The organism is Ruegeria sp. CDSB113 (assembly GCF_059611045.1).
Genome location: NZ_JBXWOU010000008.1, coordinates 140,595 through 166,240 on the forward strand (window position 1 = coordinate 140,595; position 25,646 = coordinate 166,240).

25 protein-coding genes, 1 other RNA gene and 1 riboswitch are annotated in these 25,646 nt (G+C 57.8%); of the genes, 14 read left to right on the plus strand and 12 right to left on the minus strand.

The genetic code is table 11. From position 1 onward, the window contains the following. The first annotated feature begins 104 nt into the window (after positions 1 to 104). Positions 105 to 746, plus strand: coding sequence for a ribonuclease T2 family protein (locus tag AC2FIS_RS15090; RefSeq protein ID WP_496774158.1), 642 nt, complete (start codon positions 105 to 107; stop codon positions 744 to 746). Here the strand turns inward: AC2FIS_RS15090 and AC2FIS_RS15095 are convergent. After that, complete coding sequence (locus tag AC2FIS_RS15095; RefSeq protein ID WP_496774160.1) at positions 743 to 1,231, minus strand: hypothetical protein; 489 nt, start codon at positions 1,229 to 1,231, stop codon at positions 743 to 745. The genes AC2FIS_RS15090 and AC2FIS_RS15095 overlap by 4 nt on opposite strands. A gap of 215 nt (positions 1,232 to 1,446) precedes the next feature. On the opposite strand from AC2FIS_RS15095, the gene AC2FIS_RS15100 reads away from it, so the two are divergent. Beyond that, positions 1,447 to 1,944 (plus strand): lactoylglutathione lyase family protein, encoded by a 498-nt coding sequence (locus AC2FIS_RS15100; RefSeq protein ID WP_496774161.1) that lies wholly within the window; start codon positions 1,447 to 1,449, stop codon positions 1,942 to 1,944. A 75-nt stretch (positions 1,945 to 2,019) separates the two neighbouring features. Here AC2FIS_RS15100 and recR read toward each other — a convergent pair whose 3' ends face one another. The 3 genes from recR to AC2FIS_RS15115 all read right to left on the minus strand — a co-directional run bounded on the left by recR (position 2,020) and on the right by AC2FIS_RS15115 (position 4,931). Further along, complete coding sequence (gene recR, locus AC2FIS_RS15105) at positions 2,020 to 2,613, minus strand: recombination mediator RecR (protein ID WP_472724529.1); 594 nt, start codon at positions 2,611 to 2,613, stop codon at positions 2,020 to 2,022. 64 nt (positions 2,614 to 2,677) lie between these two features. Further along, on the minus strand, positions 2,678 to 3,022 hold the full coding sequence (locus tag AC2FIS_RS15110; protein WP_108861168.1) for a YbaB/EbfC family nucleoid-associated protein: 345 nt from the start codon (positions 3,020 to 3,022) through the stop codon (positions 2,678 to 2,680). A gap of 157 nt (positions 3,023 to 3,179) precedes the next feature. Further along, entirely contained in the window at positions 3,180 to 4,931 is a 1,752-nt protein-coding gene (locus tag AC2FIS_RS15115) for a DNA polymerase III subunit gamma/tau (RefSeq protein WP_496774163.1), read from the minus strand. Positions 4,932 to 5,088: 157 nt separating this feature from the next. Between AC2FIS_RS15115 and AC2FIS_RS15120 the strand changes: the two genes are divergently transcribed. Continuing rightward, positions 5,089 to 5,586 carry a protein-tyrosine phosphatase family protein gene (locus tag AC2FIS_RS15120; RefSeq protein WP_496722099.1) on the plus strand — a complete coding sequence of 166 codons (498 nt, stop codon included), beginning with the start codon at positions 5,089 to 5,091 and terminating at the stop codon, positions 5,584 to 5,586. Positions 5,587 to 5,593: 7 nt separating this feature from the next. Here the strand turns inward: AC2FIS_RS15120 and AC2FIS_RS15125 are convergent, their stop codons facing one another. Further along, positions 5,594 to 6,001 (minus strand): hypothetical protein, encoded by a 408-nt coding sequence (locus AC2FIS_RS15125; protein ID WP_496722101.1) that lies wholly within the window; start codon positions 5,999 to 6,001, stop codon positions 5,594 to 5,596. A gap of 84 nt (positions 6,002 to 6,085) precedes the next feature. After that, a riboswitch (cobalamin riboswitch) is annotated at positions 6,086 to 6,305 on the minus strand. A gap of 144 nt (positions 6,306 to 6,449) precedes the next feature. Here AC2FIS_RS15125 and AC2FIS_RS15130 point away from each other — a divergent pair. Then, a complete protein-coding gene (locus AC2FIS_RS15130; protein WP_496722103.1) occupies positions 6,450 to 7,307 on the plus strand; it encodes an alpha/beta hydrolase family protein in 858 nt (285 codons plus the stop codon). An 8-nt stretch (positions 7,308 to 7,315) separates the two neighbouring features. Here AC2FIS_RS15130 and rsgA read toward each other — a convergent pair whose 3' ends face one another. From rsgA to AC2FIS_RS15145, 3 genes are all read right to left on the minus strand, one after another. Continuing rightward, entirely contained in the window at positions 7,316 to 8,344 is a 1,029-nt protein-coding gene (gene rsgA, locus AC2FIS_RS15135) for a ribosome small subunit-dependent GTPase A (protein WP_496774164.1), read from the minus strand. Between the two features lie 158 nt (positions 8,345 to 8,502). Continuing rightward, an RNA gene (gene ffs / locus AC2FIS_RS15140) (signal recognition particle sRNA small type) lies at positions 8,503 to 8,601 on the minus strand. 39 nt (positions 8,602 to 8,640) lie between these two features. Next, positions 8,641 to 10,470, minus strand: a complete 1,830-nt coding sequence (locus AC2FIS_RS15145) for a bifunctional 2',3'-cyclic-nucleotide 2'-phosphodiesterase/3'-nucleotidase (protein ID WP_496699317.1) — start codon at positions 10,468 to 10,470, stop codon at positions 8,641 to 8,643. Between the two features lie 207 nt (positions 10,471 to 10,677). Between AC2FIS_RS15145 and nudC the strand changes: the two genes are divergently transcribed. The 3 genes from nudC to AC2FIS_RS15160 are packed head-to-tail and all read left to right on the plus strand — an operon-like array spanning position 10,678 to position 12,660. After that, the gene (nudC, locus tag AC2FIS_RS15150; protein ID WP_496774166.1) at positions 10,678 to 11,658 is read left to right on the plus strand and encodes an NAD(+) diphosphatase; all 981 of its coding nucleotides are present in this window, start codon (positions 10,678 to 10,680) and stop codon (positions 11,656 to 11,658) included. Between the two features lie 40 nt (positions 11,659 to 11,698). Continuing rightward, positions 11,699 to 12,166, plus strand: coding sequence for an SRPBCC family protein (locus AC2FIS_RS15155; RefSeq protein ID WP_058272507.1), 468 nt, complete (start codon positions 11,699 to 11,701; stop codon positions 12,164 to 12,166). Between the two features lie 26 nt (positions 12,167 to 12,192). Next, positions 12,193 to 12,660 (plus strand): GNAT family N-acetyltransferase, encoded by a 468-nt coding sequence (locus AC2FIS_RS15160; RefSeq protein ID WP_496774167.1) that lies wholly within the window; start codon positions 12,193 to 12,195, stop codon positions 12,658 to 12,660. Positions 12,661 to 12,672: 12 nt separating this feature from the next. Here AC2FIS_RS15160 and AC2FIS_RS15165 read toward each other — a convergent pair whose 3' ends face one another. Continuing rightward, positions 12,673 to 13,506: a prephenate dehydratase gene (locus tag AC2FIS_RS15165; protein ID WP_058279807.1), complete on the minus strand. Its 834-nt coding sequence runs from the start codon at positions 13,504 to 13,506 to the stop codon at positions 12,673 to 12,675. Positions 13,507 to 13,625: 119 nt separating this feature from the next. On the opposite strand from AC2FIS_RS15165, the gene AC2FIS_RS15170 reads away from it, so the two are divergent. The 5 genes from AC2FIS_RS15170 (at position 13,626) to AC2FIS_RS15190 (ending at position 19,987) form a co-directional block, all read left to right on the plus strand. Then, the gene (locus tag AC2FIS_RS15170) at positions 13,626 to 14,132 is read left to right on the plus strand and encodes a c-type cytochrome (protein WP_058272647.1); all 507 of its coding nucleotides are present in this window, start codon (positions 13,626 to 13,628) and stop codon (positions 14,130 to 14,132) included. 174 nt (positions 14,133 to 14,306) lie between these two features. After that, entirely contained in the window at positions 14,307 to 16,211 is a 1,905-nt protein-coding gene (locus tag AC2FIS_RS15175; protein WP_496774168.1) for an extracellular solute-binding protein, read from the plus strand. A 9-nt stretch (positions 16,212 to 16,220) separates the two neighbouring features. Continuing rightward, positions 16,221 to 17,306 (plus strand): microcin C ABC transporter permease YejB, encoded by a 1,086-nt coding sequence (locus AC2FIS_RS15180; RefSeq protein WP_496774169.1) that lies wholly within the window; start codon positions 16,221 to 16,223, stop codon positions 17,304 to 17,306. Then, complete coding sequence (locus tag AC2FIS_RS15185; protein ID WP_496774170.1) at positions 17,307 to 18,413, plus strand: ABC transporter permease; 1,107 nt, start codon at positions 17,307 to 17,309, stop codon at positions 18,411 to 18,413. Beyond that, the gene (locus AC2FIS_RS15190) at positions 18,410 to 19,987 is read left to right on the plus strand and encodes an ABC transporter ATP-binding protein (protein WP_496774172.1); all 1,578 of its coding nucleotides are present in this window, start codon (positions 18,410 to 18,412) and stop codon (positions 19,985 to 19,987) included. The genes AC2FIS_RS15185 and AC2FIS_RS15190 overlap by 4 nt, the downstream gene beginning before the upstream one ends. Before the next feature lie 20 nt (positions 19,988 to 20,007). On the opposite strand, the gene AC2FIS_RS15195 is transcribed toward AC2FIS_RS15190, so the two are convergent. Continuing rightward, complete coding sequence (locus AC2FIS_RS15195) at positions 20,008 to 21,936, minus strand: elongation factor G (RefSeq protein ID WP_496774173.1); 1,929 nt, start codon at positions 21,934 to 21,936, stop codon at positions 20,008 to 20,010. Positions 21,937 to 22,113: 177 nt separating this feature from the next. After that, complete coding sequence (hemN, locus tag AC2FIS_RS15200; protein WP_496774175.1) at positions 22,114 to 23,469, minus strand: oxygen-independent coproporphyrinogen III oxidase; 1,356 nt, start codon at positions 23,467 to 23,469, stop codon at positions 22,114 to 22,116. Positions 23,470 to 23,533: 64 nt separating this feature from the next. Here hemN and fnrL point away from each other — a divergent pair, with 64 nt between their 5' ends. Together fnrL and AC2FIS_RS15210 are read left to right on the plus strand one after the other, a co-directional pair. After that, positions 23,534 to 24,274, plus strand: coding sequence for a transcriptional regulator FnrL (fnrL, locus tag AC2FIS_RS15205; RefSeq protein ID WP_496774176.1), 741 nt, complete (start codon positions 23,534 to 23,536; stop codon positions 24,272 to 24,274). A gap of 64 nt (positions 24,275 to 24,338) precedes the next feature. After that, complete coding sequence (locus AC2FIS_RS15210) at positions 24,339 to 24,593, plus strand: GlsB/YeaQ/YmgE family stress response membrane protein (protein ID WP_058272498.1); 255 nt, start codon at positions 24,339 to 24,341, stop codon at positions 24,591 to 24,593. 47 nt (positions 24,594 to 24,640) lie between these two features. Here AC2FIS_RS15210 and AC2FIS_RS15215 read toward each other — a convergent pair whose 3' ends face one another. Next, positions 24,641 to 25,480 carry a universal stress protein gene (locus AC2FIS_RS15215; protein WP_496774177.1) on the minus strand — a complete coding sequence of 280 codons (840 nt, stop codon included), beginning with the start codon at positions 25,478 to 25,480 and terminating at the stop codon, positions 24,641 to 24,643. Positions 25,481 to 25,646: the final 166 nt, after the last annotated feature.

Sequence of the window (25,646 nt, forward strand, 5' to 3'; positions counted from 1 at the left end):
TTTCCCGTCGCCGGAATTCGGCGGCCCCTTTTTTGGGACAGGTTTCCGTTGTCGGGGAACTTGGTCCGTATATAGTCGCGCCAAGGCAAGAAGGGAAGAGGCGAATGCGCTGGGTTATTTTGGGGCTGGTTTCGTGGATTTTCGGTGCAATGGCGGCGCTGGGCGATGGCGAAAAAGCGGGCGAGTTTGACTACTACGTCTTGTCGCTTAGCTGGTCGCCAAACTGGTGCGCCCGCGAAGGCGACGCGCGCGGATCGGATCAATGCGACACCCGGCATGACCATGGCTGGATCCTGCATGGTCTGTGGCCTCAGTACCATCAGGGTTGGCCCGCCTTCTGCCGCACGCCCGAGGCACCGCCATCGCGCGCTATGTCGCGCAAAATGACCGATATTCAGGGCAGTTCCGGTCTGGCGTGGCATCAGTGGAAAAAGCACGGCACCTGCTCGGGCCTCAGCGCGCCCGACTATTATGCGCTGTCCCGACAGGCGTATGAGGCGGTTGAGCGTCCTCAGGTATTCCGCAAGCTGGACGCCTCGGTCAAATTGCCTGCATCGGTCGTGGAAGAAGCCTTTCTGAAAGCCAACCCCGACCTTGAGCGCGACATGATCACTGTGACCTGCAAGCAAGGCTATATCGAAGAGGTCCGCCTGTGCCTGTCGCGCGACCTTGAACCCGTACCCTGCGGTCGCGACGTGATCCGCGATTGTACGGCCAAAGACGCCCTGTTTGATCCGATTCGTTAGAGTTTCTTGTTCTGGCAGTCCCGGGCGTATTCCAGCGCCTTGGCAGTGCCTTTCAGATCAATCGCCATGACCGTCTCACCCGCTGGGTTATAGACCGTCATGGTCTTGTTCTGGGCAATCGCATTCACGAAGCTGCGGTCGGTGAAAAACACGGTTGCGCCCGGCACGTCGCGCTGATTGAAGCCGATGGCAGTGGCGTCATAGCTTTTGCCGTCCAGATCGAACCGGATCGGATAACTCTCGCCCTGTTTGATATCGCCCCACGCCTTGTTGTAGACGGCGAAATACCCGCGATTGTCCAGCGCGTCATAGCCCAGCCGCACGACCGAGAGGTCCTGATAGATCGTCTGGATCAGGCACCCGTTGCCAAGCGCGGGGTCCATCATGATGTTCCAACCTTCGACAAATCCCTTGTCGATGAGTTGTTGTGACCATGCGGCGGTGGCGGTGAAGGCGGCGAAGACAAAGGCGAGAATACGGGTCATGACAACTTCCAAAATGCAATTATCTGATTTTGAAGCATAGTACAGATCACATAAACTTGGCCAAGTTCATTCTCACCACACGATAACCTTGGATTATCGTCGAAACGGCTTAAGATACTTATGTTAGATTTCTTGCAAGCGGCAAGGGGGGGGGCGTCTTGAAACGGTTCTTTGGCCCTCGGGAATATCTATCAAGAAAATGATGGGAGGGGACGATGCAGCAACACCCGCGAACATTCTCGCATATTGGACTGTCAGTTCCCAGTGTTGATAAGGCCGTTGAATTTTATTCTGAGGTCCTTGGCTTCTATGTAATCATGCCACCCACGGACGTTGTTGAAGACGATACGGATATCGGCGTTATGTGCACGGATGTCTTTGGGGTCGAATGGAAAAAGTTACGTATTGCCCATATGGCTACTGCGGATCGGATTGGATTTGAATTGTTTGAGTTCGATGGGCACTACGAACCTGAAAACAACATCGATTTTCGTAGGTACGGGACGTTTCATTTCTGTGTGCAGGATCCTGACGTAGAAGGCCTTGTCGAAAGGATTATTCGAGCTGGCGGTAAGCAGCGAATGCCGATCCGCTATTATTACCCGGGCGAAAAGCCATATCGTATGGTTTATGTCGAGGATCCCTTTGGCATTGTTTTCGAGATTTACAGCCATTCATACGAATTAACTTATTCGTCTGGTGCTTACACCTGAGCAGGTGTTCGTGGTTTGGTATTTTGCGGGGGAGACCGGTGCGAAACGGGCTTCCCATTCGTAGGGAAATTGGGGCTACAATTCCTTCCGCGCCCTGAGCGCCGCCGTAATCGTCCCGTCATCCAGATAATCCAACTCGCCCCCTATCGGCACACCCTGCGCCAGCGAGGTCAGGCGCACCTGCCCCTCCAACTGATCCGCGATGTAATGGGCTGTGGTCTGGCCGTCGACGGTCGCGTTCAGGGCCAGAATGACCTCAGAAATCCCTTCGGCCATTACCCGGTCCTTGAGGCGCGGAATGCGCAGCTCGTCCGGGCCGACACCGTCCAAGGCGGACAGCGTGCCGCCCAGAACGTGATAGCGACCCTTGAAAACTGCAGCGCGTTCCATCGCCCAGAGGTCGGCGACGTCTTCGACCACGCACAATTCTCCGGTCGCGCGATCCTCGCTATCGCAGATGTCGCAGATATCGGTGGTGCCCACGTTGCCGCAATTCAGGCATTCGCGGGCGGTGGCGGCCACCTGCTGCATTACGTCCGACAGGGGCGTCAGCAGCAGGGTGCGTTTTCGGATCAGGTGCAGCACCGCGCGGCGAGCCGAACGGGGGCCGAGGCCCGGCAGTTTGGCCATCAGGTCGATCAGATTGTCGATATCGCTGTTCGAACTCACGGCGTGCGCTCCTGCAAAAGGGCCGGGCAGTTGTGCCCGGCCTTTGGGTCGTCAGGAGTGTCTATCAGAACGGCAGCTTGATGTCTGCGGGCAGACCCATGCTTTCGGTCAGTCTTGCCATCTCTGCCTGAGAGCGCTCGGCCGCTTTGGTTTGCGCGTCCTTGATAGCGGCCAGAATCAGATCTTCGACAACTTCTTTATCGTCGCCATTGAAAATCGACGGATCGATGTCCAGACCCTTCAGCTCGCCTTTTGCGGTGGCGGTGGCCTTCACCAACCCTGCACCGGATTCGCCTACAACCATCAGGTTGTTCAGCTCTTCCTGCATGTCCGTCATCTTGGTCTGCAAATCCTGTGCGGATTTCATCATCTTGGCCATATCGCCCAGACCGCCGAGTCCTTTGAGCATTGCTTTTCTCCTGCAAATCGGTTTGCCGCCTAAATACGGATGCTGCCGGTAGGGTACAAGGGGAGAGCTTCTCCCGCCCGTCGTCAAGGTCTTTGGAAAGACCTTTCCTCCCGTTGGGCCCGGCAGCGCGGGAGTGTTTCCGCTTTGGTCGCTCGGATCAATCCTCCTCGAACGGATCCCATTCGTCTTCGACCTCCGGCAGGGCTTCGGTTTCGACCTTGGCGGCGCGTTCTTCCGGGGTTTCGATCCGCTTGATGCGCGCTTTTGGAAACTGCATCAGAACGGCTTGAACCAGTGGGTGTTGTTCGGCCTGCGCTTTCAACGCCAGATCAGCCGCGTCTCGTACCTCGGCGATTGTTGCTGCGTCCCCGTCGGCCACAATTGAGACGGCCCATCGGTTTCCGGTCCAGCGTTGCAAGGCCGAACCAAGCCTTTGCGCCAGATCGGTCGGCGCTTTGTCCGTCGGCGTGAACTCGATTCGTCCCGGGGAATACGAGACGAGACGCACGCCGTTTTCGACCTCAACCAACAGTTTTACATCCCGGTTCGTGCGGATCAGTTCGACCACGTATTCGAAGGTTGGATAGTGTGCCAGCGCGGTCTGGACGTCCTGGGCAAGCGCTGCAGTGGGCGCCCCTGCAGGCCCGCGTTGCGCCGAGAGATGCGCAGAGGACGTCGCCTGTGCAGGTGCATGAGTTGGCACAGCCACACCACCGCCAGGTCCCCCGCTTGGTGGGGGGGGAGGTGCATCCTGTAGTCGTTTGATAAGCTCTTCGGGGCTTGGCAAATCGGCCACATGGGTCAGACGAATGATTGCCATTTCGGCGGCCATCATCGCGTTGGGTGCTGCAGAGACCTCCTCCAGCGCTTTCAGCAACATCTGCCACATGCGCGTCAACACTCGCATCTGCAGCGCCTCGGCCATCTGTTGACCCCGTGCGCGTTCATCCGGTGAGACGGTGGGGTCATCGGCGGCATCGGGCGTGATTTTGACCACGGAAATCCAATGGGTGATCTCGGCCAGATCGCGCAGAACGGCCAGCGGATCGGCCCCTTCGGCATACTGGCCGCTCAACTCAGTCAATGCCCCAGCCGCATCGCCACGCAAAATCATATCCATCAGATCCAGAACGCGCCCGCGATCTGCAAGGCCCAACATTGCCCGAACCTGATCGGCGCTTGTTTCCCCTGCACCATGTGAGATCGCCTGATCCAACAGCGAGGTCGCATCGCGCGCAGATCCTTCGGCCGCGCGTGTGATCAAAGCCAGCGCGTCTTCTGCGATATGTGCGTTTTCCGCTGCGGCGATTTTGTTGAGCAGACCGATCATGTCCTCAGGTTCGATCCGGCGCAGGTCGAACCGCTGACAGCGGGACAGTACGGTTACCGGCACCTTGCGGATTTCTGTTGTCGCAAAGATGAACTTCACATGCTCGGGCGGTTCCTCGAGCGTTTTGAGCAGCGCATTGAAGGCGCTGGTCGACAGCATGTGAACTTCGTCGATGATATAGATCTTGTAGCGCGCGCTGGCGGCACGATATCGGACACTGTCGATAATCTCGCGGATGTCGTTCACACCGGTCCGGCTGGCGGCGTCCATCTCCATCACGTCGACATGGCGTCCTTCCATGATGGCCACACAATGCTCGCACTGGCCGCAAGGTTCGGTTGTTGGCTTGCCTTCGCCATCGGGGCCGATGCAGTTCATGCCTTTGGCGATAATCCGGGCAGTGGTGGTTTTGCCGGTGCCGCGAATACCAGTCATGATAAAGGCCTGCGCGATCCGATCCGCTTCGAACGCGTTTTTTAGCGTGCGCACCATTGCGTCCTGTCCAACCAGATCTGCAAAGGTTTCAGGGCGGTACTTGCGGGCAAGAACCTGATAGGCGGGGCTGGGCGTTTCGGTCATGTCTGCTCTGTCAGATTCGTGTCAGAAATGTAGCGTAGAGACCCGGGCCGCCCACGTCCACAGCAGCCTTTGTGGAATTTCGGTTTGGACAGCGTCTGTAAGCGGGATAAACCGGCTGTCAAAATTTGGTGGGCTGGTGGCAGTAGGAGCATAAGCTTTGGCAAAATTTGCAATCTACGCGCTGCCTGTTGGCTCAGGCACCTTGGCGCTGTCCCCTTTGCCTGGCGGCGGCGGTGGGTATGTGGACGATCTAAGGGTGATACAGGACTGGAACCCCGATCTGGTGATTTCAATGACCACTGAGGCCGAGATGCAGCCGGTCGGTGCAGGCAGTTTTGGTAGAGACGTTCAAAGCAGACCCGCTACCTGGGTGCATCTTCCGGTCGAGGACTTTGGCGCGCCGCCCCAGCCAATCGAAACTCTTTGGCCCCAAGCCAGCGCAGCCGCCCGGCAGGTTCTGTCCGACGGTGGACGCGTGCTGGTGCATTGCCGTGGCGGTTGTGGGCGGTCGGGGATGGTCGCGCTGAGGCTCATGGTGGAATGTGGCGAAGATCCAAACCACGCGCTAAACCGGCTGCGCTTGGCCCGACCATGCGCGGTGGAAACGGATGAGCAGAAGGCTTGGGCCATGAAACCGGCCCAGAGCGATCGGTGAACTAGGATCAGGCCGTGGCTTGTTGAACAACCTGATGCGATGGACGCGGTGCAAGGGCCGATGCCTGAAGCATGGCGCAAGGCAAGGCCGCCAAAACACCAGCAGGCAGAGTGGAAAAGTCAGGGCCGAACATCATATCGGCGTATTCGTCCAACGTGTCGGCTGAGTCGCCTGTGTTTGTCCCGCAATAGACCCTGATCCGGGCCGGGCTGGCGCGAAACCGTGCGGTGCAACCCTCATCGCAATGGGTCAGTTCGCTGGAGCCGTCCACCTCAAATTCGCTGGTCGTCATTGGTTGTGCTGTTGCCATCGCCTCGGCCAAGGCCCGAGCCATTTGGGCCAATGCGGGGCAGGTTTTCCCCGTTTTCTGGCACAGGGTGGCGGTGAATTCGTGGGTCGTTGTCTTCCAGATCATAATGCGCCCTCCGCGCGGTGAGCGGGGGACGTGGAACAGGGAACTCAGCGTACTGAAGACCTGCCCGGACACCCCGCCCGAGTTTCGGTTTTTACTTTGATGGCAGGTCTCCTGACTTGCGGGTCATTGCTTTGCCGACCTTCCCAGCCTTTCGGCCAGTGGTATTTCGGCATTGCTTACCGCTTACAGTTGCGGGGGCAGTCGCGGCCTTGGTCCGTTCCGGCATTGCCGGGCTGGACCGCACCGAGTTCCCTTTTCATCCCGCCCCAATATAAGGACGAGAACCATCACCTCATCGCTAGCGGTTGTAGGTGGCTTGAGTCAAGCGGGCTGTTTTCCATCGTTCAAGTGGACGCTTGGTCACTTTGAAAATCTGTTGACTCCAGTCGCGCAAAAGCGCCGATATGCCATATGTGAACCGAATAGTTCAGATGCTTGCGAGGGCACCATGTTGGACAACACTCCGGTCGTTTTGACCGAAGATTTCACGTTTTCTGCCGGAGACGCCGAACTGTCGGCACGGCTGTATATGCCTGCCTCGGCACCTGATGTGGCGGTTGTAGTCCATGCAGCCACAGGCGTACCGCGCGACTATTACCAGCATTTTGCGCGGTGGTTGGTGGAAGAACAGGGTATGGCCTGTCTGACCTATGACTATCGCGATTTTGGCCACTCTCTACGCGGGCGCCTGCGCGATTCGCAGGCCACGATGGCTGACTGGGCGTTGATCGACATGCCCGCTGCTCGCGCCGAAATGCGGCGCAGATTTCCCGCCGCCCAGCAGTGGAGCATTGGCCATTCGGTGGGTGGAATGCTGGGGCCAATTCAGCCCGATATTGAGCAGATCGACCGGATGATCTGTGTCTGTTCAGGTTTGGTGACGGTATCCGACCACCCCTGGCCGTATCGCGCACTGGCGACAATGTTCTGGTATGCCCACCCGCCATTGCTGGTTAAGGCATTGGGATACCTGCCGGGCAAGGCACTTGGGTTCGGCTCGGACCTCCCGGCGCGTGTCTACTGGCAGTGGCGCAAATGGTGCACCGCTGCGCTGAGCTACGTGCCGGAAATCGGCAAAAGCCTTCCAGACGCCCGTTGGGCTGCGTCGGAAACACCCGTCGATCTGTTCACAATGGACGATGATCAGGTGGTGCCCCCGAACGCGGTTTGGCGCCTGGCCGATCTTTACGGTCCCAAAGCCCGCCGGCATCAGTTGTCGCCGAAAGACTTTGGATTGGCCGAGGTCGGTCACATCGGCGCATTTGCGCGCCGAAATGCGGCCATATGGCCCCGGTTGATCGCCTGAGCCGGTACTTACAGCTTTTTGCGGGATTTCTTGTCCTGCATCACCGATCGTACCATCTTACCAAAGGCCTTGTCGCGCGCACGAGACTGCGCCACGGTTTCCGAGTTCCTTTCATCTTCACGCCGCAGCTTTCGCCAGCGCTCTAACCGCTCTGCGTCCAGTGTTCCGTTGGAAATCGCATCCTGCACGGCGCAGCCCGGTTCAGCCTGATGCTGACAATCGGAAAAGCGGCAGGTCTGAGCCAATTCAAGAATGTCGGAAAAGACCTCGTCGACACCATCTTGTGCATCCAGCAACCGCAAAGCCCGCATGCCGGGTGTATCGACCAACCAGCCTCCGTTCTGCATCGGATGCAACGCGCGCGCCGTTGTCGTGTGCCGCCCGCGCGCGTCGTCCTCGCGAATGCCGGAGGTTGCCTCATCCAGGCCCGTCATGGCGTTGACCAATGTTGTCTTGCCGACACCGGATGAGCCGACCAGTGCGGCGGTCTGCCCGGTGGGGCACCAGGACAGAACTTGCTGAACGTCCATGGCATCCAAAGCATTGATTGCCAGCACGGTCAGAAAAGGCGCCAGCGACTCGGCCGCTTTGGAGTATTTGTCAGGATCGGTGCAGGTATCGGCCTTGGTTAGTATGACGACCGGATAGCACCCGGCCTGATGTGCCAAAGCCAAATATCGTTCCAGCCGGGCCAGATTGAAGTCGGCATTGCAGGAACTGACGATGAACAGCACATCCACATTGGCGGCGATCAACTGGACCTCGGCCGCGGTTCCGGCAGCGCGGCGTTTCAACAGGCTGCGGCGTTCCAGCAGGTGTTGAACCCGGTTTTGATCATCCGCCAATACCCAATCTCCGACGGCAAAGTCGCCCGTCGGTTGGGTCAGGGTGAGCAGAGGTGTTTCACCGTTGATGCTTGCGCCGATCAGGCGATCACGGTGAACGGCTGTGATGCGAAAGGGAGCGCATGTAGGATTGGCCGCATGTTGTGCGGCAAAGTGTGAGGACCATCCCAGGTCCGAAAGTGTAAAAGACATTGTTCTGCCTGTGTTCAGGTACAGCAAGCCGTCTGGATGGCGGTCGCGCATCCAGCGGTAACGTGTTCAGGCAGGTGTGAGAGTCGGCCTCAGAAACGCTCTGCCCAAAGGGTTTTTGCTACAATCATAAAAGCCCTCCTGCGGCTAACGGTTCAAGTAAGTGAGAGGTTGGACATCGACCCAAGCGGGGCTCGTTGTGGCTGCTTCCTTCCGGACCTGACCAGGTTGGCGAGGCGCTCGCCCGCGCCAACCTCTCGAAATTCGATATAGGGAAGACACGCAGAAATGACAACCCGTCACAGTGAGAGTTGAATGCGCAAGAACCCTTCGGCATTCGTGCCAGCCAGCGTTGGGCTGAACTCTGTGATGTCCGCGAGGTGACGTTGTGCCTGTTGACCGGTCTTCAACAGGACAGAGGACCCCGGCATGGGCGCAAAACGGAATGGGCAGAGGCCCTGTTCCAGCGATTCCGTGGGCAATGCACCGGTCAGGTAATCCTTCAGCGCGTGTTGGATCGGCAAAGCCGGAACGTTGATGATTTCGGCGTCCCGTATGAACGGAAAATGCCCACCGCCGCTGGCGCGGTAATTGTTCAGTGCAACGACAAAGCGTTGTTCGGCCGTCACCGCGTGGCCTTGGAAACGAAGATCTGAGATGCGCCGGTATGCCGGATTTACCAGTCGCCCTTCCGCATCGAACCGGGGCGGTACGCTCAGATCGATCACGTAGCTTAGCCCGAACAAAACATCGAAATTGTGTCCGGCTCGATCAGGATTGACCAATTCAGTTTGCGCGCCGGGTTTCACCTGATTGAAAACGCCCGCAGACATTTCAAGCCAATCTCTGACGTGCTTTCCTGCCACCGCGACCGCACGAAGTTCGTTTGGAAAGATGTTCAGATCAGCCACGTGTCGCATGCGCATCACGCCCGCAGGAATGTCCGAGTAAAAACGAGGCCCGGCACGACCACCGAATTTCGAAGGTGCCACGGCGGACAGTAAAGGTGTCGTTTCACGGGCTGTACCCTTCAGGTTCTGGCGCACAGCCGAAGCCTGCGCCGCGGCCACTATCGCAAGCCCGCGATCCTTGGCGCAAAAGCTGAAATAGCTGTGCAGGTGCTGATCCGTATGCCCAATTGGTTCCTCGGCCTGTTTTCGTGTTGCGGAATGCACATCCGAAAATAGCGCCACCAATGACGGGTCCTCGGGTGCCGGGTCAGCACCTGATACTGGGCGCAGTTCAACGCGATGCGCCGCAACCGACCAACCCTTTTCTGTCGTGGCAGTCAGCGTTAGATCAATCACGCCAAGATGAGATCCGGCAGATCCCGGCATGACAACAGGTGTGCCATGCACCATACCGCCAGTGGCATCGACGTGTTCCAGCCCAGCGTGCGATTTCCCCGGCAGGGTAAGATGTGTGTGCCCGGCGATGATGGCGTCTATACCCTCAATCGCGGCAAGGGGGATAATCGCGTTTTCAAGATTGGGCGCGGGGTCAGCGGAGCCCAGCCCCGTATGGGCAAGCGCGATGATTACGTCGCAGCCGTGGGATCGAAGCTCAGACACTTTAGTGCGCGCGCAGGTCAGGATGTCGTCTATCCGGACGTCATCACCCAGCCGATGAGATTCCCAATTCCGGGTCTGTGGCGGAACGACCGAGAAGACGCCGACGGTTAGTGAGGCTTGGTGCCCCGCGACCTCAACCCGGCGGGTTAGAACTACCTGATCCTGCCAGACCTCGTTGGCGCCCGGGCGATGAACATTGCTGCAAACCACTGGACAGGGGGCCTGCGAAAGGATGCGGTCCAGTATATCTTGACCGAACCCGAAATCATGATTGCCTAACCCGATCGCATCATACTCTAACGCGCCAAAGGCCTGCATCAGCGCATGCGGCTTGTCAGCTTGCTCGGCGGCCAGATCCCCAACCGGAGTTCCCTGCAGCGAATCGCCATTGTCAAAAAGTAACACGACCGAGTCTTCCCCCTGCGCCTCAGTTCGGGCTTCACGGATCAGGCTGGCGGTTCGGGTCAGGCCAATTGTGGGTTCAGGGGTGTCAGAATAGTAATCAAAACTCCTCAAGTTCATATGAAGATCCGTGGTGGCCAGTATTCGGATCTGCACGGTCTGCGAAGGCAGAGAAGGGGAAGGTTTCAAATTTCTACTTTTGGCAGTTTTGTCTTAGTCATTTTCAACAAAAAGATTAATCACAGTGAATTGCAAGGCTTAGCTGTGTTCATTCGATGGCGACCTGTGGTTTTAGGGGTGAAATACCGTTGCAACTGATTGGTCGACATGGCAGCCCTGTGCGGACAAGCCTAAGGATAACTTATGAAAAATGCGGAATATGTGACGTTTGGTAGCTCGGGGCTGGATCGTGCGGCGCATATTCGTGGGGATGCTGATGCGGTCGCGCGGGCGCGATCGCATCCCGATGCAAAATGCCTGCTGTTGTGGCGCGGTAAAGTTTTAGTTCAGGGTGAGGCGCTGGATCGATTGGGGCTGATCGCGATGTCGCATAAGCTGGTCGAAAACGGGCCGGGCGGTTCCGTCGAACAGCCTGTATTCCTGGGGCTGTCAGACGACGCGCCGGTGTTTGCCACGGATATTTCGGGCTGGACGGCTGATGGGTTGGACGTGTCCGGTGTCGGAGGCTTTATCGATAAGTCAGAGCAACAGCACCCGGACTTGCCCCACGGCCATGTCTTCGCCGAGCTGCGCCGGATCATGACCCGTTTGTCGACGCGTGACGCTGAGCTGGCGGCCTCGGCCAAGGCGGTGACCGCGTGGCACGAAACGCATCGGTATTGCGCCCGGTGCGGCGCAGCCAGTGAACTTGCGCAGGCCGGGTGGCAGCGCAGTTGTCCGTCCTGTGGTGGGCAGCACTTTCCGCGTACCGATCCGGTCGTCATCATGTTGATTACCCATGGCGATTCAGTGCTGATGGGACGTTCGCCGGGTTGGCCGGAAGGGATGTATTCGCTGTTGGCAGGGTTTGTTGAACCAGGTGAAACGCTTGAGGCCGCAGTCCGTCGGGAAGTGATGGAAGAGGCGGGCGTGCCAGTGGGTGAGGTCCGTTATCTGTCTAGCCAACCCTGGCCGTTTCCGGCCTCGTTGATGTTCGGCTGCGCGGGTGAGGCGTTGTCGAGCGGCATCACCATCGACCCGGTCGAAATCGAAGATGCGATGTGGGTTACCAAATCCGAGATGATGCAGGCCTTTGCCGGCGAACACCCCGTTTTGCTGCCAGCCCGCAAGGGAGCGATTGCGCATTTTCTTTTGCAAAACTGGCTTGCGGATACATTGGACTGACAAAATACTGTTCTGAAAAGCGAGAGAACCCCGAACCACAATGCAGTTTACAGTGCGCGAAGATATCGAAGCTCCCATCAACTCGGTGTTCGAAATGGTGGCCGACTTTGACCGATTCGAACGGATCGCGATGCGGCGCGGGATCGACGTCCGGCGGATTTCGGGCGAATTGGGCGTTGTTCCGGGCACCAGTTGGGAGACAGAATTCAGGTTACGCGGAAAGCCACGTCAGATTTCTGTGCAGATGGCCGAATGCGACCCACCTTTGCTGATGCGGTTCGAAGCGGCAAGCAAGGGGATGAACGGGGTCACGACGGTGGAGCTTTTGGCCCTGTCGCAGCGCCGCACGCGTCTAAGCGTTGATATGTCCCTGTCAGCCAAATCCCTCCCTGCGCGGCTGCTGTTACAATCACTAAGGCTTGGGCAATCCCGGTTTCGGCGACAGTTTCAGTTGCGCCTGACCGAGTTCGCACGGGAAATGGAACAACGTCACATTCATGGTGGTTGATTGCCCAAAGCTGTGGTGGGAACGAGATGGATAGCTTTAGTGTTCGTGAGGCGGTGTTGACGGATGCCCAAGGTATCTCAGAGGTACTGTGGGACATCGCAGCGGCCGGAAAGCGTAACAAGCGCTGCGACGTTGATTTTGCCCGCGAGCATTATGTGGCCGATCCCGACCGGATCAGATGCTCTGTTGCTTTTCAGGAGGAGCAGGTCCTGGGATTTCAATCGTTGAAATGGGCGGTCGAAAACAACCCATATGGCGCTCCGGTCGGGTGGGGCGTCATTGGAACGCATATTCGCCCGTTTGCCGCACGGCGCGGTGTCGGGCGTGCCTTGTTTCGTGCGACGCTCTTGGCGGCACGGGAAAGTGGCCTACCGGCCATTGATGCGACCATTTCGGCCACAAACGCCGAAGGATTGGCCTATTATTCGGCGATGGGCTTTGTGGATTATCGGGAGCACGAGGGTGCCCAGTGCAAAAGCTTTTCCGTGATTTGAGCCGAGGTGGCTTCAGCCGCGCGGTTGAGCCGCTGGGTAGACGCCCAAAATCTCGACATTCGTGGTGAAGTGTTCCAGTTCTTCCATCGCCAACTGTACGTTCCGGTCGTCCGGGTGGCCCACGATATCGGCATAAAACTGGGTCGCAGTGAACGACCCATCGACCATGTAGCTTTCCAGCTTGGTCATGTTGATGCCGTTGGTCGCAAACCCACCCATCGCCTTGTAAAGCGCAGCCGGAATGTTGCGCACCTGAAAAACAAAACTGGTGATCATGCCATGCTCTCCGCGGCGTGACATGTCGGCCTGCTGTGACATCACCAGAAAGCGCGTGGTGTTGTTGTCGCGGTCTTCAATGTGCCGGGCAAGAACGTTCAAGCCGTAGATTTCGCCGGCCAACTCGCTGGCCAATGCTGCTGAATGCACCTCGCCTTGTTCCGAGACCTCGCGGGCCGCACGCGCGTTGTCGGGGCTGACACGTCCCTTGATGTTGTGTTCTTTCAAAAACCCGGCGCATTGCGGTAGCAGGACCAGGTGCGAGTGTGCCTCGGTGACATCCTCGATTTTGGCCCCTGGAACGGCAAGAAGGTTGATGTGAACGCGCACGAACGCTTCTTCGATGATGTGCAGCCCGCTGTGGGGAAGCAAACGGTGGATATCGGCGACCCGGCCATACGTGGTGTTTTCGACCGGCAGCATTGCCAATTCAGCCTCACCTGCGCGCACCGATTCGATCACATCTTCGAAAGTCCGGCAGGGCAGGGCCTCCATATCGGGGCGGGCATTACGGCAGGCCTCGTGGCTGTAGGCGCCGGGTTCTCCCTGAAATGCAATACGTTTGGTCATTTGGTCGATTCCGTGCAACAAGTTCGATAATTGGGCGTTTAGTCGCGGTGTCTATACCTTGCCTCTTGTAAGGGGAAGCCTTAGACACCCCGCAGACAGCTGAAATGGACTCGCGATCAATGTTCGACACGATGACAGTTACCAAGGCCGCAGCAGGCCTGTTTGGCACCTTCCTGGTGCTGCTTTTGGCCAAATGGGGTGCCGAAGTGCTTTACCATGCGGATGGGCATGGTGAGACGGCCTCGTATATTATCGAAACCGAAAGCTCCGGTGAAAGCGCTGACGGCGAAGAAGTGGTGTTCGAAGACATGTTGGCCGCCGCAGACCCAGATAAGGGCGCGCGGGTTTTCCGTAAGTGTACTGCCTGCCACAAGCTGGAAGACGGCGCCAACGGCACTGGCCCCTACCTGTTTGCAATCGTGGATCGCCCGGTTGCTTCAGCCAAAGGTTTCACTGGCTACTCAGCTTCGATGCAAGCCCATGGCGGCAATTGGACACCCGAAGCGCTGGATGCCTTCCTGACCCGCCCCAGTGCCTATATCTCAGGTACATCCATGAGCTTTGCGGGTCTGAAAAAACCGCAGGAACGGGCCGACCTGATTGCCTACCTGCAGACCATCAACTGATCTTTCGCTCAGTTTTGACGCATTCAAAAGCCGCTGCCCCGTGCAGCGGCTTTATTTTTTGTCTAAGTAAATCTTCACAAAGTGTTCACGCACTCTAAACTTGAAACTGGCAGTGCTGGTCTTTTAGCTGGCGCAAATAATATTAAAGACGTCAACGAGCAGGGGATGAACCACATGAAATCCAATCGAGTTACCGCTTTAGCGCGAACAAGGGATTTCGGACGCTTAGTTCACATTCTAGCTTTGGGGGCAGTGCTCTGTGCAGCCGCTGCAACTCAGCTTTTTGCTGAGGAAAAGATCATCAAATCACACGGGTTCTCGGAATTCGGTGATTTGAAGTATCCGGACGGCTTTGCGCATTTCGACTATGTGAACCCGGATGCGCCACGTGGTGGAGAACTCTCCTATGCGGCGCAAGGCACGTTCGACAGCTTTAATCCCTATACCAGGCAGGGCCGGGCTGGTGCGAGGTCGGCAGATCACTACGAAAGCCTGCTGGTTCCATCCTATGACGAACCGGCGGCCTATTATGGCCTGCTAGCAGAAAGCCTGGAGTACCCCGAAAGCTATGATTGGGTGATCTTCAACATCCGCCCCGAGGCGCGGTTTTCCGACGGCACACCGGTGACGGCCGAAGATGTGGTGTTTTCCCACAATCTGCTGCTGGACCAAGGGCTGAAATCTTATGCCGACGCAATTCGCCAACGAATTCCCAAGGCCGAGGCGCTGGATACCCATCGTGTAAAGTTCTACTTCTCGCCAGATTTCCCCCGCCGAGGTCGGATTTCTCAAGTTGGGGCCACGTCGATTTTCTCTAAGAAATGGTTCGAGGAAGACCCTGAAAACCGCCGGTTGGACAAGTCGCGGCTGGATCCGGGTATCGGCTCGGGGCCATATGTTCTGGATGATTATGATATCAACCGGCGCATCGTCTACAAGCGCAACCCCGATTATTGGGGCAACGACGTCAACGTCAATGTGGGCCGCAACAACTTTGACACCATCCGCGTCGAGTATTTCGCCGATTCCATTGCTGCGATGGAAGGGTTCAAGGCGGGTACATTTACCCTGCGGCAGGAAAACAACTCAAAAAGCTGGGCAACGGCCTATGATTTCCCGGCAATTGCGAATGGCTCTGTCGTGCGGGCCGAACTGGCAGACGGAAATGTGCCGTCGGCGTCGGGCTTCATCATGAACCTTGACCGGCCAAAGTTTCAGGACCCCCGTGTTCGCGAAGCTATTCAGCTGGCATATAACTTCGAATGGACGAATGAGAGCCTGCAATATGGGTTATTCCAGCAGCGTAGTTCGTTCTGGGAAGGAACGCATCTTGAGGCGACCGGCCTGCCCGAAGGGCGCGAGCTTGAGGTGTTGCAAGAATTGGGCGACGAGCTGGACCCGGCCATCCTGACCGAGGAACCCGTCTCGGCGCATGAATCCCGGGCCGCCCGCCAAAATGACCGTGGCAACTTGCGCAAGGCGATGAAACTGCTGGACGAAGCTGGCTGGCTTGTTGGGGATGACGGCATTCGTCGCAACGACAAGGGCGAAGTGCTGTCTGTTGCATTTCTGTCCGACCAGCCAACGCTGGACAGGCTTATTCAACCCTTCGTCGCCAATTTGCGGGCAATGGGGATTGATGCGAGCTACAACCGCGTGGACAACGCCCAGTTCACCTTGCGCCGCCGGGACCGTGATTTCGACATGATTGTTGGCGGGTACCCGAGGTCGTTGCAGCCGTCGACAGGGTTGTATCAGCAGTTCGGAACCGAAGCGGCCTCTTACTCGGTCTTCAACCCGTCGGGTGTGCATGGCCCGGATATCGAACCGCTGATCGATAACATTGCCTCTGCCGAAGACAGCGAAGAACTGTTTGCAAATGTCCGCGCATTGGACCGCGTCCTGCGCGCCAAGCGGATCATGGTTCCCACGTGGTATCTGGGCAAGCACTGGGTTGCCTATTGGGACATGTATGAATACCCGGAAAATCTGCCGCCTTACGCATTGGGTGTTGAAGACCTCTGGTGGATCAACGAAGAGAAAGAAGCCGAGTTGAAATCCTCCGGCGCCTTGAGGTAATCCGCCCCCATGGGAGCATATATTCTTAGACGACTGTTGCTGGTCATCCCAACCCTGCTTGGGATCATGATCGTCAACTTCACGCTGGTTCAGTTCGTTCCTGGCGGACCGATTGAACAGATCATCGCCCAATTGGAAGGTGGCGGTGATGTGTTCGAAGGAATCGCCGGTGGCGGCAGTGACATCGAGCAACAGACCGGCGGCACGAATGACCGCTACATTGGTGCGCGTGGCCTTCCGCCCGAGTTTATCGAAGAGCTGGAAAAGGAATTCGGGTTCGACAAACCTCCGGTTGAGCGGTTCCTCAACATGATGGGCAATTACCTGACACTGGACTTTGGTGAGAGCTATTTTCGGTCGATCAGCGTAACCGATCTGGTGTTAGAAAAGATGCCGGTGTCAATCTCGCTGGGTCTGTGGTCCACGTTGATCGCGTATCTGGTGTCAATCCCGCTGGGCATTCGCAAGGCGATTAAGGACGGCTCACAGTTCGACACCTGGACCAGCGGCGCGATCATCGTGGCCTACGCCATTCCCGGGTTCCTGTTTGCCATTCTGATGTTGGTTCTGTTTGCCGGTGGATCTTATTGGCAGATATTCCCGCTCCGGGGGCTGACCTCGGACAATTGGGACAGCCTCAGCCTGTTTGGAAAGATCGCTGACTACTTCTGGCACATTGCCCTGCCGATTATCGCGCTTACGATTTCGGCCTTTGCGACGCTGACTTTGCTGACCAAGAACTCGTTTCTGGACGAGATAAAAAAACAATATGTCATGACCGCCCGCGCCAAGGGGCTAAGTGAAAGTCAGGTTTTGTACGGCCATGTTTTCCGCAACGCGATGCTGATCGTAATCGCCGGATTCCCTGCGGTTTTCATCGGCGTCTTCTTCGGGGGATCGATCATCATCGAAACGATCTTCTCGCTCGACGGTCTCGGCCGTCTGGGGTTCGAGGCAGCCGTTGCGCGGGACTATCCGGTGATCTTCGGCACTCTGTTCATCTTTGGCTTGATGGGGTTGGTTGTCGGCATCATCAGTGACCTCATGTATGTGCTGGTCGACCCGCGCATCGATTTCGAAAAGCGGGAGGGGTAAATGGCGCTTTCCCCGCTCAACCAGCGCCGCTGGCGCAATTTTCGTCGTAACGGGCGTGCATTCTGGTCGCTGATGGTCTTTTCCGTCCTCTTCGGCCTATCGCTATTCGCCGAGTTCATCGCCAATGACAAACCGATCCTCGTGCAATACCGCGGTGAGTTTTACACGCCGATCTTCAATTTCTACGCGGAAACCGAATTCGGCGGTGATTTCCAGACCGAGGCAATCTATCGCGACCCCGAGGTGCAGTGCCTGATCGACAGCGGTGGCATCGAAGACTGTTTTGACGATCCCGAGGGGATTATCGACGAAATCAAGGCGGGTACATTCCAGGCAGATGGGTACGAGCGTGGCTGGGCCGTCTGGCCGTTGATCCCCTATTCCTTCAACACCAGCGTTGATCGCCCTGGTGCAGCGCCGCTGCCACCCAACGGACAAAACCTGTTGGGCACGGATGACACCAAACGCGACGTGTTGGCCAGGGTGATCTATGGCTTCCGACTGTCGATTCTGTTCACGCTCATGGTCACGGGTGTGGCCAGCCTGGTCGGCATATTCGCCGGGGCCATTCAGGGCTTTTTTGGCGGCTGGCTGGACCTGATCTTCCAACGGATCATCGAGATCTGGTCAGCGACGCCTTCGCTTTACGTCATCATCATCATGTTCGCCATTCTGGGTCGAAGTTTCTGGCTGCTTGTGGCGCTGATGATCCTGTTCAGCTGGACCGGACTTGTGGGTGTTGTCCGGGCTGAGTTCCTGCGGGCGCGAAATCTGGAATATGTGCGCGCCGCACGGGCGCTGGGTGTGGGCAACATGACGATCATGTTCCGCCATATGCTGCCCAATGCGATGGTCGCTACGCTGACCTTCATGCCCTTTATCGTGACGGGCACCATCGGCGGCCTGGCTTCACTGGATTTTCTGGGCTTCGGCCTGCCGTCTTCCGCCCCGTCTTTGGGTGAGTTGACCTTGCAGGCTAAGCAGAACCTCCAGGCACCCTGGCTGGCCTTCACCGCCTTTTTTACCTTTGCCATCATGCTGTCGCTACTGGTCTTCATCTTCGAAGGCGTGCGCGATGCATTTGATCCCAGAAAGACCTTTTCATGAGCCTGCTGGATGTGAACAACCTCAAGGTCTCGTTCCGTCAGGACGGGCAGGTGAGCGCAGCAGTCAAGGGCGTGTCCTTTACTGTGGATCGGGGTGAAACGGTTGCGCTGGTGGGCGAATCCGGATCAGGCAAATCAGTCACTGCGCTGTCGACAGTGTCTTTGCTGGGCGACAGTGCAATTGTTGAAGGCTCGGTCACCTATGAAGGGCAAGAGATGATCGGCGCGTCTGACCAGCACCTGATGGATGTACGCGGCAACGATATCAGCTTCATTTTTCAGGAGCCGATGACCTCGCTCAACCCGCTGCACACGATCCAGAAACAAATGGCCGAGTCACTGGCCCTGCACCAGGGTCTGACAGGTGATGCTGCACGGGCCCGGATTGTCGAACTGCTGACCAAGGTTGGCATCCGCGATCCCGAGGAGCGCCTGGACAGCTATCCGCATCAGTTGTCAGGTGGCCAACGCCAGCGCGTCATGATTGCCCTGGCACTTGCCAACAAGCCCGATATCCTGATCGCGGATGAGCCGACAACGGCCCTGGATGTGACCATTCAGGCGCAGATTCTCGAATTGCTGGCCGAGCTTCAGAAATCTGAGAATATGGGGATGCTTTTCATCACCCACGACCTTGGGATCGTGCGCCGTATCGCCGACCGAGTTTGCGTGATGAAGGACGGCGAGATTGTCGAGGCCGGCGCGACCCAGGAGATATTCGACAACCCCCAACACCCCTACACCCGCAAGCTGCTGGCGGCGGAACCATCCGGTCACCCCGATCCTGTGGCACCCGACGCGGAAGAAGTGGCGCGCACCGATCATCTGAAGGTCTGGTTTCCGATCCAGCGTGGATTCCTGAAACGTACCGTTGGCTATGTGAAGGCAGTGAATGATGCCACGCTCAGCGTGCGCGCCGGTGAAACCTTAGGGATTGTTGGCGAAAGCGGCTCAGGTAAGACAACGCTGGCGTTGGCGATCATGCGGTTGATTGCGTCCGAAGGGGCGATAACCTTCCGCGATCAGGATGTACGCCGCTGGTCGACGCGAGAGTTGCGGCGCTTGCGCAAGGACATGCAGATTGTGTTTCAGGACCCATTCGGAAGCCTCAGTCCCCGGATGACCTGCCAGCAGATCATTGCCGAGGGGCTGGCGATCCACAAGGTCGACCCGCACCGCTCGCCACGGGAGCTGGTGACCGAAGTGATGACCGAAGTGGGCTTGGACCCGGCTGCGATGGACCGCTATCCGCACGAATTCTCGGGCGGGCAGCGTCAGCGTATTGCCATTGCACGAGCCATGGTCCTCAGGCCCAAATTGCTGGTTCTGGATGAACCGACCAGCGCCCTGGACATGACTGTGCAGGTTCAGATCGTCGACCTGTTGCGTGATTTGCAGCGTAAATACGGGCTGGCCTACCTATTTATCAGCCACGATCTGAAAGTCGTGCGTGCGATGTCCCACAATGTGATTGTCATGCGAAACGGTGACGTGATCGAAATGGGCGCGGCCGAAGACCTTTTTGAAAACGCCCAGACCGACTACACCCGCGAACTGATAGCGGCCGCGGGCTGAAACCAGCCCGCCCAAGGCCTTCAGGCATTCGCTGTTTCGCGTGCCGCGGATTTTGGGACCGGTCCACGCAATTCTTCATAGTGATCGAAGCTCAACTTAACCCAACCAGTTCCACGTGTGGCGCTGGCGAGGGTGCGGTGTAACTCGTCCTCGGCCACGGCCGGAAGTTGTGCGTTGAATATCTCCCATCCAGACGCGTTCGGGTTGCCTTCAAAGCCCAGAACCTGACCCTGCAGCGAACTGATTGTAGGCACCAGGTCGCCCACGAAATCCGAGGGTAGGTGGATTTCGGCGTTCAGGATGGGTTGCAGGACCACCGGTTTCGCTTGCGGCAAAGCCTCTCGCACCGCGTTCTTGCCCGCAGTGCGGAACGCGTAGTCTGAACTGTCGACGTTGTGATGCTTGCCGTCGCTGAGCGTGACTTTGACATCCACAACCGGGAATCCTTCTGGCCCTTGGACCAGCGCATCCTTGGCCCCGTGTTCGACTGATGGGATATAGTTTCTGGGCACAGCGCCCCCTTTGACGATCTCTTCGAATTCGAACCCGGCCCCACGAGGGGTCGGTGCGATCGAGATCACCACATCGGCAAATTGTCCTGCGCCGCCGGATTGTTTGCGGTGGCGATGACGATGTTCGATGGGTGTGCGGATGGTCTCGCGATAGGCCGTCTCAACCGTCTGGGTCTCAATCTCGATACCGAAGTCTTCAGCCAGCTTGGCGCTGACCCGGCGCATATGCTGAGGCCCTTGCGATCCCAGAACCGCATGGCCGCTCAGTTCATCGTGCTGCAGGTGCAGTCCGGGGTCGATCTCGACCAGTCGGGATAACGCGTTGGACAGGCGTACATCGTCACGCTCATGTGCCGGCGACACGATTTGCCGGTGGGCGGCCGGATGGGCCTCGGCCCATTCCGGTAACGGTGTGGCTCCGGTGCTGTCGTACAGGTTGCCGGGGTTGAGGTGGTCGGATTTCACGGCCAGCCCGATCTGACCAGCTTCCAATTCCGAAATCTGGGTTTTGGCGTCCAGCGTCGTCAGGTTGCCAACCGTTTCGCCGCCCAGAGCTTCATGCGCTTTGACACCTTTGCCCAGACCGCGCAGCACGATGATTTTTCCGATGTGCTTTTTGACATCCGCGAACCCGGCAATTGCGCGCGCGTCTTCGGCTGCTTCGTCCCGCCCGGCGGCGATATTGAATTCAGGGGCTTCGTGACGAAGCGCTTTCATCAAACGGGTCAGCCCGTTGCCGTGGCTGGCAGACCCCAGGCAGGCCGGGATCAACTGGTGGCTTTGCAGAACCTGCGCGGCCAGATCATAGATTTCTGCGCTGGGCGGCTGTTTGTCTTCGATCAGTTGTTCCAGCAGATGATCATCGAAATCTGAAAGCGTCTCCAACAATTCGGTTCGGGCTTCCTGTTCCCGGTCTTCGACGGACTGCGGAAGTTCGATCAGGGCCGAGGGTTGCCCTTCCTGATACTTCCATGCCCGTTCCGAGATCAGGTCGACCGCGCCGATGATCGCCTCGCCATCGCGGATTGGAACCTGCCGCAGGGCAATATGTTGCGTGCAGTAGGTTTGCAGAGCGGCGATGATATCGCGGATACGTCCGTTTGGGGTGTCCATGCGATTGATAAACAGAAAGCAGGGGATACCCGCCTCTTCGACCAGCCGCAGATAAGGGGCGCAAAGCACGGCGGCGTCCGGGTCGGGCGGTACGACAACGACAGCAGCATCCGAGATCGCCATGGCTGGGCCGACATAAGCCATGGTGTCGCTGCCACCATTCACGTCGATGGCACACCAGGGTTCGTCCAAGTAAGAAAAACCGTGCAAATGCACGGTTCCGGAAACGTCGAATGTGGTTGGCCGGCCATCAAGGCGGCTGATGGCCTCGACCAGTGTTGTTTTGCCCGAGTGGCTGGGGCCGAGGACAGAAAAAACGCGCATGAATGCAGTCCCTCTTTCAAGTTGCAGAACGGCTGCACGAAAAAGGCGGTCGAGCGCGAACGCGTCGGCACATACTGTCTGGTACTCTGCCTGCCTCAGGCACGGGGCGGACTTCCACCCGCCCTACAAGTGTGGGGAAAACCCACCCTCCGCGTCAAGTCCTGTCCTGCGTCGGTATCAGATCGCCGAGCTGTGTCCCGCCTTGCTCAGATCATAGGCGTCAAAGGTGCGGGCGATCATTCGGGTCAGCGCGCGCGCCTCGGGCGGGATGAACAGGCCGTCTTCAGAGACGCTTAGCAACCCGTCGAAGGTTGCGTTTGCGGTCTGGTACATCCCCTGCAATTCCGCGGCGGTGATGTTGTGGCCGCGCAGAATCTCGGCGGTATCTATCCGGAAATCGCACATCAACGCTTCAATCAATCGGGCGCGCAAGACGTCTTGGCCTTTGAACAAGTGCCCACGGGATATTGAGAACCCGCCCTCGCGGATCGCTTTGGTATGGGCCGACGTCGCGGGTGCGTTCTGGGCATATCCTTGCGGGAATCGTGAGATCGAGCTTGCACCAATCCCGATCAAAACGTCGGACTGATCGTCGGTGTAGCCCTGAAAGTTGCGCTTTAGCCTTCCCGCGTTCAGTGCGTGCGTCAGCCCGTCATCCTGCGTGGCAAAGTGATCAATGCCGATTTCGGCATACTTGTCCCACAGAAACAGGCGCCGGGCCGTTTCGAACAGATCCAGGCGGTCTTCGGGCGTTGGCAGGGCATCCGTCGGGATCAGCTGTTGCCGCTTGGCCATCCACGGCACATGCGCATATCCGTAAAGCGCCACTCGGTCCGGGCTGAGCGACAGCAATTTCTGCACGCTTTCAGTCATCCGCGCCTTGGTCTGGTGCGGCAGACCATACAGAATATCGGCATTCAGGCTGGCGATGCCGCGCGCGCGGATCATTTCTATGGCCCTGCGGGTGGTGTCGTAGCTTTGGATGCGCCCGATGGTTTTCTGGATTTCGTCGTCGAAATCCTGCACTCCGATAGACGCACGGTTCATGCCGGCCTCGGCCAATGCATCGAGCCGACCCTCGTCAATCTCGTTCGGGTCGATTTCGACCGAGAACTCTGCATCCGGCCCCAGCGGGATAATCTCAAGAATCCGGGCGGCCAGATCGCGCATCAGATCGGGGTTCAGCAGGGTGGGTGTACCACCGCCCCAATGCAGGCGCGAAAGGGTTACACCCGCAGGAAGGTGGGCGGCCAGCAGGTCCAGCTCGGCCTTGAGGACATCCACATAGGCGATCACCGGGTTGTCGGTCTGGGTGCCTTGCGTCCGGCAGGCGCAGAACCAGCACAGTCTGCGGCAGAACGGGACGTGGACGTACAGCGACACGGAACTGCCGGGCTTGATCCCGGAAATCCAGTCGCCAAAAAGACTTGGCCCCACATCGTTGCTGAAATGTGGGGCGGTGGGATAGCTTGTGTAACGCGGGACTTTCGCGTCAAATAGTCCAAGCTTTGATAATTGCGGTTTCACTATCATACCGATACCGTTAAGGCACGGCCGTCTACGAAACCTTGACTGAGATCAAGTGGAACCGCGAACGATGTTAAAAGCGCAATTTGACCATACCAACTGTTCGGACTGCCCCATTCGGCATCGCGCCGTCTGTGCACATTGTGATGTCGATGAATTGGAAGCGCTTGAAGGCATCAAGTATTACCGGACCTTTGAGGCGGGCCAAACGGTTATCTGGTCGGGGGATCAGATGAATTTTGTGGGCTCTGTCGTGTCGGGCATCGCCTCGTTGACCCAGACGATGGAAGATGGTCGGACGCAAATGGTCGGCCTGCTATTGCCCAGCGATTTTGTCGGACGACCCGGTCGGGAAACAGCGCCCTACGACGTGTTGGCCACAACCGATTTGGTCATGTGCTGTTTTCGCAAGAAACCGTTCGAAACCCTTATGGGCAGCACGCCGCATATCGCGCATCGTCTTCTGCAGATGACACTGGATGAGCTGGACGCAGCGCGTGAATGGATGTTGGTTCTGGGGCGCAAGACCGCGCGCGAGAAGATTGCAAGCCTGTTGTCAATCATTGCCCGGCGGGACGCTTCAATTGCGCCCAGGCAAAAACCTGGCCCGATCGTTTTCGATCTTCCACTGACACGCGAGGCCATGGCGGATTACCTGGGGCTGACCTTGGAAACCGTAAGTCGCCAGATTTCGGCCCTGAAGAAAGAGGGGGTTATCGAGTTGGAAGGCAAACGCCACGTGACAATCCCCGACATGCGGCGCCTGATGGACGAGGCTGGCGACGACTCGGATGGCGGTTTTCTGGTTTAAGTCTGTTCTGCTGCGTGCAGTCGTGATTTACTGAACCTGTGAATGAACCACGCAGGAGCAAGGCATGGAATTCAGTAGCATTTTGGCAATGCTTGTCATCGGCGCGATCGCCGGATGGCTGTCGGGCAAAATCATGGAAGGTCGTGGATTCGGCCTGATCGGAAATATCATAGTCGGAATCGTGGGCGCCTTTCTTGCAGGCTTGATTTTCCCGGCGCTGGGTTTCTCGGTCGGTGGTGGTGTGTTTTCGGCGATACTCTTCGCAACCATCGGCGCGGTCATTCTGTTGTTTGTGATTGGCTTAATAAAACGCGTTTAGGCCATCCGTTCGAACGGATGGCCCCCCCGAATCGGAAACACTTGCAGTCAGTGTGCCAGAAACACTGGTACCGAGGCTTGTTCCAGCATGTTTCGGGTTGCCCCGCCCAGGATGGCTTCGCGGAACCTTGAATGGCCGTAAGCGCCCATGACGATCATGTCCGCTTCGCTGTCGGCGGCGTGCCTGTTCAGGATGTCTGACACACGGGTCATGGTTTTGCTGAGTACGTCGATCTCACACTTGGTCCCGTGCCGAGCCAGCATCTGAGACAACAGCCCGCCGGGATCAGAGCGGTCAGGACCGTGGCGCGGCGGGTCGATGACAACAATCCGAACCAGATCGGCTTGCGTCAGAAAGGGCAGGGCGCATCGGATGGCGCGCATGGCTTCGACACTTTCATTCCATCCGATCATGATGGTGCCGGGTCGCTCAAATGGCGTTGTGTTATCCGGCGTGACCAGAATGGGTGCGTGACCCTCGAACATGGCGGCTTCGACAATCGGCTCAGCCTCGGCGCTGCGGTCTTTGCCATAGGGTTGCGGCAGGACGACCAGATCCGAGAACCTGGCACGATGCGCCACGTGGCGACCGATATCGGCGATCTGAGCGACCCCACTTTCGGCAGACCAGCGAATACCGGATTTCCCTAGATATTCCTGTGTGTGCGTCAGCAGTTCTTCGGCGTCTGCGTTGGCCCGGCTCAGCGTTTCTTGCAGGACCAGCGCATTGGCGCCTGCATAGTAATAGCCCGCCTGGCTTCGATCTACGCCAAGGCACAGTGCTTCGGCATGCGCATCCAGTGCATTTGCCAGCGCGGCCATTTGCGCCAACGCCGATTGTGATTGTTCCGAGTCGGTTACGACTGTGAGAAGAGATTTGTACGCCATTTTGACCTCTTGTCTTCGGGGCTGAGACACCTGCGGCTACGCAGCTCAGTCTAAGGCTTAGGATTGTCACAGATTTCGGGTTATCGTCTTGATACAGATCAAAGCAAGATTGGCCGCTGTCGGACAAAACAACGGCCAGTCAAAAGGGTTCCGCGACAAAAAAGAA